Source organism: Streptomyces sp. NPDC032940, assembly GCF_040636935.1.
Lineage (GTDB): Bacteria > Actinomycetota > Actinomycetes > Streptomycetales > Streptomycetaceae > Streptomyces.
In genome coordinates, this window is the sequence record NZ_JBEZVJ010000006.1 from 203899 (window position 1) to 217391 (window position 13493).

General features: G+C 71.6%; 13 protein-coding genes. 6 read left to right on the forward strand and 7 right to left on the reverse strand.

The window, feature by feature from the left end; genetic code table 11:
* Positions 1–53: 53 nt before the first annotated feature.
* The 4 genes from AB0E77_RS11060 to AB0E77_RS11075 all read right to left on the reverse strand — a co-directional run bounded on the left by AB0E77_RS11060 (position 54) and on the right by AB0E77_RS11075 (position 4517).
* The gene (locus AB0E77_RS11060; RefSeq protein ID WP_361568855.1) at positions 54–878 is read right to left on the reverse strand and encodes a carbohydrate ABC transporter permease; all 825 of its coding nucleotides are present in this window, start codon (positions 876–878) and stop codon (positions 54–56) included.
* 83 nt (positions 879–961) lie between these two features.
* Complete coding sequence (locus AB0E77_RS11065; RefSeq protein WP_361568665.1) at positions 962–1912, reverse strand: sugar ABC transporter permease; 951 nt, start codon at positions 1910–1912, stop codon at positions 962–964.
* On the reverse strand, positions 1912–3246 hold the full coding sequence (locus AB0E77_RS11070; protein ID WP_361568667.1) for a sugar ABC transporter substrate-binding protein: 1335 nt from the start codon (positions 3244–3246) through the stop codon (positions 1912–1914). Before AB0E77_RS11070 ends, AB0E77_RS11065 begins: the two co-directional genes overlap by 1 nt.
* Before the next feature lie 200 nt (positions 3247–3446).
* On the reverse strand, positions 3447–4517 hold the full coding sequence (locus tag AB0E77_RS11075) for a substrate-binding domain-containing protein (RefSeq protein WP_361568669.1): 1071 nt from the start codon (positions 4515–4517) through the stop codon (positions 3447–3449).
* 154 nt (positions 4518–4671) lie between these two features.
* Here AB0E77_RS11075 and AB0E77_RS11080 point away from each other — a divergent pair, with 154 nt between their 5' ends.
* Positions 4672–6186, forward strand: a complete 1515-nt coding sequence (locus tag AB0E77_RS11080) for a right-handed parallel beta-helix repeat-containing protein (RefSeq protein WP_361568670.1) — start codon at positions 4672–4674, stop codon at positions 6184–6186.
* A gap of 14 nt (positions 6187–6200) precedes the next feature.
* Here AB0E77_RS11080 and AB0E77_RS11085 read toward each other — a convergent pair whose 3' ends face one another.
* Positions 6201–8189 carry a SpoIIE family protein phosphatase gene (locus AB0E77_RS11085; protein WP_361568672.1) on the reverse strand — a complete coding sequence of 663 codons (1989 nt, stop codon included), beginning with the start codon at positions 8187–8189 and terminating at the stop codon, positions 6201–6203.
* 535 nt (positions 8190–8724) lie between these two features.
* On the opposite strand from AB0E77_RS11085, the gene AB0E77_RS11090 reads away from it, so the two are divergent.
* The 3 genes from AB0E77_RS11090 (at position 8725) to AB0E77_RS11100 (ending at position 10177) form a co-directional block, all read left to right on the forward strand.
* Entirely contained in the window at positions 8725–9069 is a 345-nt protein-coding gene (locus AB0E77_RS11090) for a hypothetical protein (protein WP_361568674.1), read from the forward strand.
* A 104-nt stretch (positions 9070–9173) separates the two neighbouring features.
* Complete coding sequence (locus AB0E77_RS11095) at positions 9174–9776, forward strand: CGNR zinc finger domain-containing protein (RefSeq protein ID WP_361568675.1); 603 nt, start codon at positions 9174–9176, stop codon at positions 9774–9776.
* A gap of 5 nt (positions 9777–9781) precedes the next feature.
* Positions 9782–10177 carry an SRPBCC domain-containing protein gene (locus AB0E77_RS11100; protein ID WP_361568677.1) on the forward strand — a complete coding sequence of 132 codons (396 nt, stop codon included), beginning with the start codon at positions 9782–9784 and terminating at the stop codon, positions 10175–10177.
* Positions 10178–10188: 11 nt separating this feature from the next.
* Here AB0E77_RS11100 and AB0E77_RS11105 read toward each other — a convergent pair whose 3' ends face one another.
* Positions 10189–10494: a hypothetical protein gene (locus tag AB0E77_RS11105; protein WP_361568679.1), complete on the reverse strand. Its 306-nt coding sequence runs from the start codon at positions 10492–10494 to the stop codon at positions 10189–10191.
* 156 nt (positions 10495–10650) lie between these two features.
* Between AB0E77_RS11105 and AB0E77_RS11110 the strand changes: the two genes are divergently transcribed.
* Complete coding sequence (locus AB0E77_RS11110; RefSeq protein WP_361568681.1) at positions 10651–11469, forward strand: SAM-dependent methyltransferase; 819 nt, start codon at positions 10651–10653, stop codon at positions 11467–11469.
* A 21-nt stretch (positions 11470–11490) separates the two neighbouring features.
* Here AB0E77_RS11110 and AB0E77_RS11115 read toward each other — a convergent pair whose 3' ends face one another.
* Positions 11491–12693, reverse strand: coding sequence for a cytochrome P450 (locus AB0E77_RS11115; protein WP_361568682.1), 1203 nt, complete (start codon positions 12691–12693; stop codon positions 11491–11493).
* A gap of 165 nt (positions 12694–12858) precedes the next feature.
* Between AB0E77_RS11115 and AB0E77_RS11120 the strand changes: the two genes are divergently transcribed.
* The gene (locus tag AB0E77_RS11120; protein ID WP_361568684.1) at positions 12859–13479 is read left to right on the forward strand and encodes a LysE family translocator; all 621 of its coding nucleotides are present in this window, start codon (positions 12859–12861) and stop codon (positions 13477–13479) included.
* Positions 13480–13493: the final 14 nt, after the last annotated feature.

The following is a 13493-nucleotide window of genomic DNA, read 5'->3' on the forward strand; positions in this document are numbered from 1 at the left end:
GGAATCTCCCGGGTGAGGTGGGGCTGCGGGCGGACGACGGTCGGGACGGGGGCCTACTTGACGGCTCCGGCCGTCATGCCCGCCTTCCAGAACCGCTGCAGCCCGACGAAGGCGACGACCAGCGGGACGACCGCGAGCAGCGAGCCGGTCACCACGAGGGGGTAGTACTCGGGGAACGAGCGCGTCTGGGTGTTCCAGGAGTAGAGCCCGAGGCTCACCAGGAACAGCTTGGTGTCCGAGAGCATCACCAGCGGCAGGAAGAAGTTGTTCCAGATCGCGGTGAACTGGAACAGGAAGATCGTCACGAATCCGGGCATGACCATCCGCAGCCCGATCGACCAGAAGGTGCGCAGCTCACCGGCGCCGTCCATCCGGGACGCCTCCAGCACCTCCCCCGGCACGTAGCCGGCGCAGAACACCCGGGCCAGGTACACGCCGAACGGGTTGACCAGCGAGGGCAGGAAGACCGCCCAGAAGCTGTTGACGATGCCCACTTTGGAGGCGAGCAGGTACATCGGCAGCGCGAGCGCCGTCGTCGGCACCAGCACACCCAGCAGAACCAGGCCGAACAGCTTCTCCTTGGCCGGGAAGCGGTAGACGTGGAAGGCGTAGCCGGCGGCCACGCAGACGAGGGCGCACAGGACGGCGCCGACCCCGGCGTAGAGCAGTGAGTTGAGGTACCAGCGGAAGTAGACCCCGTCGCCGGCGGAGGCCAGGTCGGCGAGGTTCTGGCCCAGGTGCCAGCGCTCGGGCGTCAGGGTGCGACCGCCGAGCAGGTCGCCGGTGTCCTTCGCCGCGGCCGTCAGCAGCCACAGCAGGGGGAGGAACATGTAGAGCGCGGCCAGGACGAGGACGCCGTTCACGGCGGCCTTCGACATCGACCAGTGACGCCTGGTGGTGTCCAGTGGCGGGGGAGCGGCGGGGCCTCGGCGCTGCCGGGGCCGCACGGGGGCTGCGGTGCTCACGCCTCGGCTCCCTTCGCCTCGGGGGAACGGCCCCCGGAGAACCGGGTGACCAGGAAGGAGAGGGCGGCGGCCGCCAGCGCGAGCAGCACGGAGGAAGCGGCGGCCAGACCGTAGTCGTTGCGCTCGAAGGCCGCGGTGTAGGCGTACATGTTGGGAGTCCAGGTGGTGACGACGCCGGGGGCCGCGCCGTGGAGGATCATCGGTTCGGTGAACAGCTGAAGCGAGCCGATCACCGTGAAGAGCCCGACCATGACCAACGACGGCCGGATCAGCGGCAGTTTGATGCTCAGCGCCGTACGCAGCGGGCCGGCGCCGTCGACGACGGACGCCTCCAGCACCTCGCGGGGGATGGCCTGCAGCGCCGCGAAGAAGATGATCAGGTTGTACCCGGTCCACTCCCACAGGGCGATGTTGACCACGGCCGGCACGGGACTGCCCAGGATGTCGATCCCCAGGCCGGCGGAGTCGAGGGCGCCGATCACGGGGCTCACGCCCGGCGTGTAGAGGTACATCCAGATCAGGGCCGCGATGATGCCGGGCACGGCGTGCGGCAGGAACAGGGCCAGCTGGAAGAACCGCTTCGCACGGGCGAGCGCCGAGTCCAGCAGCAGGGCCAGCAGCAGCGACAGGCCGGTCATCAGCGGGATGTAGAGCAGGCAGTACAGCGCGAGATTGACGAAACCGTCGCGGAACGCCGGGTCGTGCAGGGCACTGGTGTAGTTGCCGAGGCCGCTGAAGACGCGCTCCACACCACCGAATCCGAGCCCGGAGCGCTTCTCGCTGTAGAGGCTGAGATAGAGGGCGTTGCCCATCGGGATGAGGGTGCAGGCGGTGAACAGCACGAAGAACGGGAGCAGGAGGAGGGCCGGGGCCCCCGGCCGCCCCCACCGCCGGGCGGCGGGGCGGGCGGCGGGGGAGCCGGCTCTGTGCGGCGCGGGGGCGACCATCAGCCCGTCACCTTGATCCCGCGGTTGTCCAGCTCCTTCTTCGTGGCCGTCTCGGCGCCGCGCACGGCGGTCATGATGTCGCCGCCGTCGTGGACCTCGGCGAAGGAGTCCTTGAGGGAGTTGTTGGTGGTGCCCATGACCGGCCCCCACGCCCAGTCGGCCCGGATGGACTTCGCGCCGTCCGCGAACAGGCCGTACAGGTCCTGGTCGCCGAAGAGGGTGCTCTTGAAGGCGCCCTTGGCGACCGGCACCAGGGCGGGGGCGGCCGGGTACGCGGAGGACGTGCCGGTGGCGATGCGCGCCTTGATGCCGTCCTCGGTGGTGGTCGCCCACTCCGCGAACTTCACCGCCGCCTCGGCCTTCTCGCTGTCCTTGGACACGGCGAACGTGGTCCCGCCGAGCATGCCGCTCGCCGGCGCCCCGTCGAACGTCGGCATCGGCGCGGCGGCCCACTTGCCGCCCTGGTCGGGCAGGGTGCCGCCCAGCACGCCCGCGCCCCAGCTGGCGCCCAGATAGCCGACGGTCCGGTTCTTCTGCAGGGAGGCCGTCCACTGCTGGGAGAAGGACGGGGCGACCTGCACCAGGTCGTCGTCGATCATCTTCTGCCAGTAGGCGGCGGTCTTGTTCGTGGCCGCGTCCTGGAAGCCGACCTTCCAGGACTCCGCCCCGGCCTTGAACCACTGCGCGCCGGCCTGCCAGGCCATGGCCTCGAAGGTGCTCGGGTCGTCGGGGAAGAACGTGGCGATACGCGCGTCGGGAACCGCCTTCTTGATCTTCTCCGCGTCCGCCCGGAACTCGTCCCAGGTCTTCGGCGGGGTGGTGATCGCCGCCTTCTCGAAGACGTCCTTGCGGTAGTAGAAGGTCTGCGGTGCCACGTCCAGCGGGAGGGCCCAGGTGGTGCCGCCCAGGGTGGTCATCTGCATCGCCTGCGGAAGATACTTGGACTTGAGGCCGTCGGAGACGTGCTCGCCGATGTCCTGGACCGCGCCGCGGCTGACGAAGTCCGGCAGCTGCGGGTACTCGACGTTGAAGACGTCGGGGGCGTTGCCGGCCTTCACGGCGTTGGAGATCTTGGCGTAGCCGCCCGCGTTGCCGGACGGTATCTCCTGGAAGTCGACACGGATGTCCTGCTGGGAGGCGTTGAAGGCGTCCACGACCTCCTGTGTCCCCTTGGCCCAGCCCCAGAAGGTGAGGGTGACGGGCCCCTTCCCGGCGGCGGTGTCGGTGTCGTCGCCCGAACCGCAGGCGGAGAGGCCGGCGAGGCACAGCGCGGTCGCGGCGGCGACGAGACCCGGACCGTACGTTCTGCGGCGGGCAGGCGAAGAGGAAGACATGGCGCGGCTCCTTGGAGAGGTCACGAGCACCGGCGTCCGGCCGGGCGCTGCGAGGTCACGCTGAGACGTGCGCCATCCTGAGATGCCGTTCGATCGAAGTCAATACCTTTCGATCAAATGATCTGAATGATCAATTCTGAAACGACAGCAGTCCGTACCGGCTGTCCGTACCGGCTGTCCGTGTCGGCTGTCCGCGCCGGCTACGCCGGTCCGCCGCACGAGGTGCGGAGCTTGAGCGTGGGCAGCAGTTCGATCTGGTGCACGGGCAGCGCGTCGCCCTCGTCGAGCCGCCGCAGCAGCAGATCCAGCGCGGCCGAGCCGACCGCCCTCTTGGGCGGAGCGACCGCGGTCAGCGGCGGCTCCGACAGTGACGCGTACACGTCGTCGTACGCGATCATCGCCACGTCCTCCGGCACCGAAAGGCCGTGCGTGCGCAGCAGCGACGGCAGTTGCAGGGCGTCCTGGTCGTTGTGCACGACCACGGCCCGCACGCCGGAGCGGGCGGCCTCGGCGATCCGGGCGGCCAGCTCCGCGTCGTCCCCCGGGGAACGGGAGCTGTCGGGGCTGGACACGTCGATCACAGGCAGCGCCGGCAGGCCGAGCCGCGCCACCGCCTCCGCGTACCCGGCCCGCACCTCGCAGGCGGTACGGGTGTCGGCGCGGGCCGCGAGCAGCACCGAGTCGTGGCCGAGCGCGACGAGGTGACGCAGCGCCAGCAGCACGCCGTGGCGGTGGTTCGAGCAGACCGCGTCCCACTGCGCCGCCGGGCTCAGGGGCGCCGCCCGGCGTTCGACCAGGACGGCCGGCACGGGCAGCTCGCCCAGCCAGTCGCCGCCCTCCAGCCCTCCGCCGGGGGTCCAGCCCGGCGTGAGCAGCAGCCCGTCGACGTCCGACTCCAGCAGCCGCTCCACCTGGGCGCGGTCGCTGCCGGCCCCGTACGGAGCGATGCCCAGCACCAGCCGGGCCCCCGCGGCGGTCGCCGCCGCACTGGCTCCCGCGATCACTTCGTCGAAGTACTGGCCGACGGTCGGCACCAGCATGCCGATCACCCGCCCCTGGCCCGCGGCGTGCCCGCCGGACGGGCCGACGGAGAGGGCCACCGACCCGTGGGTCCGCTCCACCTTGCCCTCGTCGGCCAGCGCGGCGACATCGCGCCGGACGGTGACCGCCGGGATCCCGAGTCGCTCGGCGAGCTCCACGATCCGGATGGAACCGGTCTCGCGCACGGCGTCGAGGATGCGAGAGCGACGTCGTTCGGCCGAAGCAGCCATCGGCACTCCTCCTTGTGATCGGATCCGCTGGAGAGCCTATCCGATCGCGCACATTGATCTGATCGATCGGAATTTGATCGAACGATACGAAAGCATTGACTCGATCCATGGACCGCTCTAGTTTCTGGCCCACTCCAGCAGAGAGGTGCACCCCATGAGGGCCCAACTCACCGGTGGCGGACGACGGGCGTGGCACGGCGCCCTCCTCGCCGCCACGCTCGCCGGCGCAAGCGTGGTCGCCCTGCCGGCCGCACCCGCGTCGGCCGCCGGAACGACGACCTACGTCGACTGTTCGGCGCCGGAGGCCGGCACCGGCACCCTTGCCAGCCCCTTCGACAGCATCGACCAGGCGAACGCCAGGACCTACGGGCCGGGCGACACCCTGGCCTTCGCGGCCGGGACCACCTGCACCGGCACGCTCGCCCCCACGGGCAGCGGCACGGCCGCCGCCCCCATCACCGTGACCCGCTACGGCACCGGCGCCCTGCCCACCCTCGACGGGGACGGCGCTGCCGACGTGGTGCGGCTGACCGACCAGGACCACTGGACGATCCGCGACCTCAAGGTGACCAACCCGGCGTCGTCCCTCGCCCGCAGGACGGGCGTACGCATCTCCGCGACCGACGGCAGAGCGCACCGCGGGTTCGACATCAACAACCTGGTCGTCGACCGGGTGGCGGGGCAGACGAACAAGACCGGTTCGACCACCGAGGACTACGTCCAGTCCGCGGGCATCGTCACCGGGGCCACCGGAGCCGGCTCGACCCTCGACGACGTCCACGTCCACCACAACCAGGTGAGCAACACCGGCGGCGGCGGGCTCAAGATCCGCGTGGGCTCCATGGCCACCAAGGGAACCGGCGTCCTGATCGAGCACAACACCGTGCGGGACGTCGGCGGCGACGCCATCATCGGCAGCTACGCCGACGCGCCGCTCATCCAGTACAACGTGGCCTCCGGCACCGGCAACGGCGTGTACCCCTTCTCCGGCGGGAACTTCGCCGGCATCTGGGTGCTGGGCGACCACAACCCGACGATCCAGAAGAACGCCGTCCACGGCATCACGAAGATGTCGGTCGCCGACAGCCAGGCGTTCGACTGCGACTGGGGCAACACCGGTTACTGCACGATCCAGTACAACTTCAGCCGGGACAACATCGGCGGCTTCTTCCTCGACTGCGACGGCTGCGGCACCGTCGGCGGGGCGAAGGAGATCATCCGCTACAACATCTCCGAGAACGACTGCCGTATGAGCAGCGGCGGCAGCAGCGGCCGGTCCGCGCTGCACATGTACAACAACGTCATGTACTGCACGGACAAGAAGTTCGACATCACCCTTCCCGACGAGAGCGTGCTCGAGAACAACATCTGGGTGGGCACGAGCGACTCCCGGCTGCCCACCGGTACCGGGATCTCCTGGAAGTGGAACGTCTTCCAGGGCGTGCCCCGGCCGACCGGGAACGGCATCGTCGGCGACCCCCTCTTCGTGAACCCCGGCACGGGCGGCGACACCATCCACTCCGTGGACGGATACCGGCTGAAGGCCGCCTCGCCCGCGCTCGGCAACGGCGCGGTGGTGACGGACAACGGCGGCCGCGACTACTGGGGCAACCCCGTCTCCGCCACCACCAAGCCCCATCGGGGCGCCTACAACGGCCCCGGCGTGTAGAAAGTGCCGGGCGCTCAGTCCGCCGGGTGCGCGCGGAAGGCGATCAGGGCGGTGTCGTCACGGTCGTCGGAGAGGTCCTGCAGTACCCGCAACAGGTCCGGGAGCGGCTTGTCACGGTGGGACGCGGCGGCGTCCAGGAGACGCCGCTGGCCGGCGTCGAAGGAGTCGGTGGGGGTCTCGACGAGGCCGTCCGTGTAATGGAGCAGCGTGTCGCCCGGCTCGAGGGTGTGGGTGTGGGTGGCGCGCGGGATGCCGGGGGCCACGCCCAGCGGGGGGTCCTGGTCCGGGCCGGTGAGGAAGCGCGGCTCCCCCCGGGCCGGGACGAGGAGCGGGGGCGGGTGGCCGGCGTTGGACCAGGCCATCCGCCAGGTGCCGTCGGGCCGGCGCCGCAGGTGGGTGTGGACGGCGGTGGTGAAGGAGGCGATGTTCAACCCGTCGGCGGCGTCGTCGAGCATGGACAGGAGGGCCGCGGGCGTGCAGTCGGGACCCCTGTTCCAGGCGAGGCCGCGGAGCATGCTGCGCAGTTGACCCATGGCGGTGGCCGCGACGAGGTCGTGGCCGGCCACGTCCCCGATGTCGAGGACGAGGGTGCCGTCGGGATGGGTGAGGGCGTCGTACCAGTCCCCGCCGATCTCGTGCGCCGGGCTGGCGGGCCGGTAGCAGGCGGCCAGGAGGGCACCGGGCACGGCAGGCGGCTCGGTGAGGTGGGCGTGCTGGAGGCGCAGCGCGGTGCTGCGGGCCTGCTGGAGGTCGAGAACCCGGCGGATGGGCTGATGTGCGAGATGCAGGGCCCTGCGCAGCAGCTCGATGTCGGCGGGAGCCGGAGCGGGGGTGTCCCCGTTGGTGCTGGTGGCGGCATAGCCGAGGACGGTGTTGTCGACGACGAGCGGAATGAGGGTGAGGCTGGTGGCGTCGGCGGCGGTCAGCCACCGTTCGGTGACCGCCGGGACCAGACCCTCGGGGATCCGGCCGTCCGCGGGGAGCAGGAAGGTCCGCGGAGTACCGCCCTCCAGCACCTCCCGCACGGTATCGGTCACGGTGAGGCTCTGGCCCCGGAGCGCGGGCCGGGCCGGCAGACCCGGCCGGGTGGCGGAGGCGACCCGCCGCACCGTGACGGTCTCGTTCTCGGGCAGCGGCCATTCCTCGTGCGACAGCAGCAGGACCACACAGGAGTCGGCGAGTTCGGGCACGATCATGCGGACCACCGCGGCGAAGGTGTCCTCGAGGCTCTCCCCGGACACCTCGGCGACCTGCGCGAGAAGACGTTCCCCCAGCGTGGCACGCCAGGTGTCCTCGACGTCCACGGTCGCGGCGACCCACTCCTCGGCGCGGCCGCCGCGCAGGATGGGCACGCAGCGGGTCGACATGTGCCGGTACGAGCCGTCCGCGGTCCGCACCCGGTAGGTGTTCTCGAAGACGTCCGGAGGCTCCTCGGCGGTGGCGGTGTGCCAGGAGCGCCTGAGCCGTTCCAGGTCACGGGGGTGGATACGGGCGGCCCAGATCTCGTCCATCCATCCGTGCCAGGGGACCCCGGTGACCCGCTGCCAGCCGGGGACGATCTCGTGCGCCGAGCCGTCCGCGCGCAGTACCCACACCATCTGGGACACGGCCGACACCAGCGCCTCGTAGCGCTGCAGCGCGAGCGTCTCGGCCGTGGTGTCCAGGGCGACGACCATCGCGCCCCCGCCGTCCGGCATGGTGACGGGCGTACAGGAGTAGACGAAGTGGCGGGCCTGTTCCGGGGCGCCGGGGTCGGGTTCCCGCGCGTCGGGCAGCCGGCGCGGCCGTCCGGTGGCCACCACGTCGTCCAGGACCCTCAGGAACTCGTCGGCGTCCGGCTCCGGGAACGCCTCCCGCGCGGGCAGTCCCAGGGGCCGCGCACCGAGCAGCCGGGAACAGGCCGCGTTCTGGTAGACCAGCCGGTGCTCGGGTCCCGAGAACACCGCGACCGCCGCGACCGTCTCGTCGAACAGCCCCGGGTCGAGGTGCCGCGCGGGACTCATCACCGGCCTCCCGAGTGCCACGCTCGCCGGACGACCGGTCGGCGACGACTCCGCCAGGCGAGCAGCGTCACCTCGTATCCCTTCCGACGTCGGTACCGAGACCCTGCTCATCTTCCCGGTGCGGGGGCCCGGCACCTCGTGCGCCACGCTGGCGGCGGAGCGGCCGTTACCCCGAACCGGGGCGCGGACAGTACGGCAACGGTGCGTTCCGGGAGAAGGGCTGCGGCCGAGCGGCTGCGCGCGGTGTTCGGAGAAGGCCCGCCGGGACGGCAGCGTCACGACGCCCCGCGACGCCGGGGCGCTCGCCCCGCTTCGTCGATGCGGCGATCGCCGGCATCCGCGTCTTCGGCCAGGGCGGCGCCGACCGGCCCGCCCCGGAAGCACCCACCGGCTGACGGCACCCCAGGCGTGATTCTCGGTCCACCCGCACCGGAGCAGGGACGAGTGCGTGTCCTGAGTACCTGTACTCAGGACGCACCGCCCGGCGTCGGCAAGGGTGGGGGAACCACCCGCCGACACCAGGAGTCCGGTGCACATGACCAGCATGACCAGCATGACCAGCATGGCCGGCAAGACCTGTCGACCTGCCGTCCGCGCCACGGCTGCCGCCGCTCTCGGGTGCCTCACCGCCGCGCTGATGCTCGGCGGGTGCTCGGTGGAGTACCGGGACGACATCTGCAGAGACGGCGAATACCCGGTCACGTCGGTCGGTGGCACCGGCTCCGCGTGCGTCGCGGACGACGAGCAGCCTCCCCAGGGCTACACGCGCTTTCCGGAGGGCAAGGTGCCGCGGCAGGTCGACGACAAGTGGGACGTCTACTGGCGCACCCACATGATCGACGAGAACGGCGCCATCGTGGACGCCCCCGAGACCGCCTGACCAGACGGGCGACCGACTGTGCGGCGACACGCCGCACGGGGATCGAGGCCCCGGAATGGGCCGCTCCTCTGCCCTCCTCGCGCGTAACCGTTTATATTGGTTACATGGACTCGACCCCGGCCAAGGGGCTGACGCTGTACTCGCACACCGGCGTCGCCTACCGATTCGATCCCGGTGCACTGTGCCTGGAACTGCTGACCACCGGAGGCCCCGGCGCCTATCGGCGGTACGAGGTTCTGCACGAGCCCGCCGACCTGGCCGGCTGGGCGCAGCGGTCGCGGCTGACTCCGACGCCCGTGCTGGCGATCTCGGCGGACGAGGTGGCTGGTGTGCGAAGGCTGCGCGACGCGCTGTTCCGCGTGGTCCTCGCCCAGGTGCGCGGCGAGCCTCACCCGCCGGCCGATCTGGAGGTGGTCAACGAGGCCGCCGCCCGTCCGGCCCTGGCACCCGCCATAACCCCGGCAGGTGAGCGGCGGTGGGCCGGATCCCTCACCGGCACCCACCTGGCATCGACCGTCGCCCGGGACGCCGTCGAGCTGCTGACCGGCCCCTTCTCGCACCGCATCCGCACCTGCGCCGCCGAGGACTGCCACCTCGTCTACGTCGACACCTCACGGCCCGGACGCCGCCGCTGGTGCTCCATGGAGCACTGCGGCAACCGTCACAAGGTCAGGGCCCTGCGCGCCCGCCACACCGAGGAAGGATGACCGCCATGCCCACAGGACTCACTCAGGACGCCGGCTGGCAGATCGGGGTGTCCCGCACCCTGCCCCACCCTCCGTCCGTCGTATGGGACTTCATCAGCGGCCCCGGGGGACTCGCCCTCTGGCTCGGTCCCGGCGCCGGCCTCGCCCCCGAACGCGGCGCCCGCTACCGGACGGCCGGGGGAGTGACGGGCGAGGTGCGCGGCTACCACGCCGGGACGAAGATCCGCGTCACCCACGGCACCACCACGGTCCAAGTCGCCCTGGCGCCCGCCGCCGAGGGGGCCCGCACCATGCTCCGGTTCCATCAGGAGCACATCGCGAGCCAGGAGGAGCGCGAGCGGCGACGGGCGCACTGGCAGCGCGTCATGGACCGGGTCGCCGCCGCTCTCGACGGGGCCTGACGGGCCGAGGCTCAGCCGCTCTGCCCGGCGAACTGCGCGATCTGGTCCTTCACCCAGGGGTCGTACACGGCGAGACGCCGGGCGGCCGTGGGGTCGAACTGGCGGATCTGGTCCAGCACCCACGGGTCGATGCGCTGCCGGGAGACCGGCGTCCGGCCGTGATGGCGGTGTCCGGCCGGAGTCGCGGCGGGGCGTGCGGAGTGCCCGCCGTGCTGCGGGGCCGCCGCCGTGGCCGGACCCGCGCCGGCCAGCAGCGCACCTCCGACCCCCAGGGTCGCGATTCCCGTGGTCACGGCGTGCCGCATCGGCTTGTTCATGATGGTTCCTCCCGCTTCACGCGACGGCGGACTCCAAACGGAATCCGATGATCCGGTTGGGGCGCCTACCCGGCCCTCCACCCGATACACGTGCTCCCGGGCCGGGGTCGCGGAAGTGGTGGTGGGGAGGCGTCGTTGCAGGAGAGGATGGGGGCCATGACGGGAGAGCCTTCCTCTATCGACCGCACTCGACCCAGCATCGCCCGGGTGTACGACTATCTCCTCGGCGGCAAGGACAACTACGCCGCGGACCGGGAGATCGGCGACGTGTTCAAGCGCGACCTGCCCGGTTCGGTGGCGATCGCCTTCGCCAACCGCGCGGCGCTGACACGGGCGGTGCGGGAGATCGTGACGACCACCGGGATACGGCAGTTCATCGACCTCGGCAGCGGTCTGCCCACGGCCGACAACGTGCACCAGGTCGCGCAGCGGCACGACCCCGAGTGCCGTGTGGTGTACGTCGACACGGATCCCCAGGTGCTGGTGCACGGGCGGGCCCTGCTGGAGGAGAACGACCGGACGCGCGTGGTGCCGGTCGACGTGCGCGACCCGGAGGGCATACGCAGCCACCCGGACACCCGGGCCCTGATCGACTTCGACCGTCCCGTCGCCGTCATGTTCAGCGCCATCCTCCACCACGTCAACGACGAAGAGGGTCCCGGCGACATCGTCCGCTACTGGCGCGACCGCGTGCCGTCCGGGAGCCACTTCTTCGTCAGCCACTTCCGTTCCGGGAACAACCCCGAGACGGCGGAGGCCGAGCGAGTGCTCCAGGGGACCTTCGGCCGGGGCCGCTGGCGGAGCGACGAGGAGATCGCGTCCCTCCTGGACGGCCTGGAGATCCTCGAACCGGGGATCGTGCCGGCGTCCACCTGGCGTCCTGACACCGTGGACGGCCCGTGGAGCGGCGACGGCGAGCGGGAACTCACGGTCTGGGAGCGTCTCATCGCCGCCGGGCTGGCCCGCAAGCCGTAGCGGCGTCCCCGGAGGACGTGCTCACGCAGCGAACCGCACCGGCAGACGCCGCGGGCCGCGGATCAGCAGTCCCGCGCGCCAGGCGAGGGCGGCCGGGTGGATGTCCAGGGACAGGTGCCGGCACCGCTCCAGCAGCGTCCTGATGGCGATGCGTGCCTCCAGGCGGGCCAGCGGTGCGCCGAGGCAGTAGTGGATGCCGTGGCCGAACGCCACATGGCCGCGGGCGTCGCGGGTGATGTCGAAGCGCTCGGGAGCGGGGAAGCGCGCCGGATCGCGGTCGGCATCGGCCAGCGCCACCAGGACCAGCTCGCCGCCCCCGGGCACGACCGTGTCACCGATGGTCAACGGCTCGGTGGTGAACCGGTACGTCGGGGTCTCCACGGGGCCGTCGTAGCGGAGCATCTCCTCCACGGCGGAGTCGATGAGGGTGAGATCGGCGCGCAGCGCGGCCAGTTGCTCGGGGTGGGTGAGCAGCGCGAGTACGCCGTTGGAGATGAGGTTCACGGTGGTCTCGTGGCCCGCCACCAGCAACAGCCAGGCCATGCCCAGGAGTTCGTCCGCAGACAGCCGGTCTCCGTCGCCGTCCCCGTCCGGACCGTGGATCAGCGCGCTCATGAGGTCGTCACCCGGCTGCCGCCGCTTGCTCGCGAGCAGTTCCTCCAGATACCGCGCCATGGACGCCGCGGCCGCACCGCGGACCTCGGGGTCGACGGCGTCCAGGGCGTCGTTCGACCACGTGCGGAAGGAGTCGCGGTCCAGGTCCGGGACGCCGAGGAGTTCGCAGATGACGGAGATGGGCAACGGGAACGACAGTGCCTCGACGAGGTCGGCGCGCCCGTCGGGCGCCGCGAGCATCCGGTCCAGGAGGGCGTCGGTGGTCCTCTGGACGCGCGGGGCGAGCTCCTCCACCCGGCGGGCGGTGAACTCCCGGGCGACCAGTTTGCGCAGCCGTGTGTGGTCGGGCGGGTCGGCCCTGAGCATGTGCGGGCCGGAGGAGACGGCGCCGATCGGAAGCGACGGGGACGCCTTGCCCCAGTCCTTCGACAGCCTCGGGTCCGCGAGCGCGGCGCGCCCGGCCTCGTAGCCGACGACGAGCCAGGCCTCCGCGTTGCCCTCCGGCATCCGGATGCGGTGCACGGGGCCCTGCGCCCGTAAGCGGGCGTACACCGGATACGGATCGCGGGTGAAGGAGTCACCGAGTGCGGCCAGGTCGACGATGCTCATGGGCTACCACCTCTACGACGGCTCACGGTTCACGACGGTGACCGGCGGGCGACCACTGCCCGCCGACTGTAACTCCCGCCGTCCCGGGGCCACCCTGATTTCCGGCCACGCCCCGCGCCGCCCCCACCGGCACGGGCGGGGACGGCCATGGGCGAGACTGGGGTCATGCTCGTTCAGCTCCTCGCCGCCACCGGTGTGCTCGCCGTCCTGACCGTCGTTCCCGGCCCGGACATGGCCGTGGTGACGAAGCGGGCCATCGCCTCCGGCCGGGGGGACGGCCTGCGCACGGTAGGCGGCATCACGGCGGGACTGCTCGTCTGGGGCGTCCTCACGGTGGTGGGCCTGGCCGCCGTCCTCGCGGCGTCCGCCACGGCCTACACGGTCGTCAAGCTCGCCGGCGCCGCCTACCTGCTGCTGCTGGGCGTCCAGGCCCTGCTCCAGAGCCGGCGCGGCCCGGCGGCACCCTCGGCGGGGAGCGCCCCGGCCCCGTCCGGCAACCCGTGGCGCACGGGCCTGGTCAGCAACGTCCTCAACCCGAAGATCGCCGTCTTCTACACGGGCCTGCTGCCCACGCTCGCACCGTCCGGAATCTCACCGCGCCTCGGGATGGGCCTGCTGGTCCTCCTCCACGCCGCCCTCACGCTCGTCTGGCTCAGCGGTTACGTGCTGGCCCTGGCCAAGGCCGGCGCCTTCTTCGAGAGGTCCGCCGTCAGACGTGCCCTGGACCGCGTCACGGGTGTCGTTCTGATCGGCTTCGGGATCAAGGTCGCGACCTCCCGGCCCTGAGCGCACCTGCCACC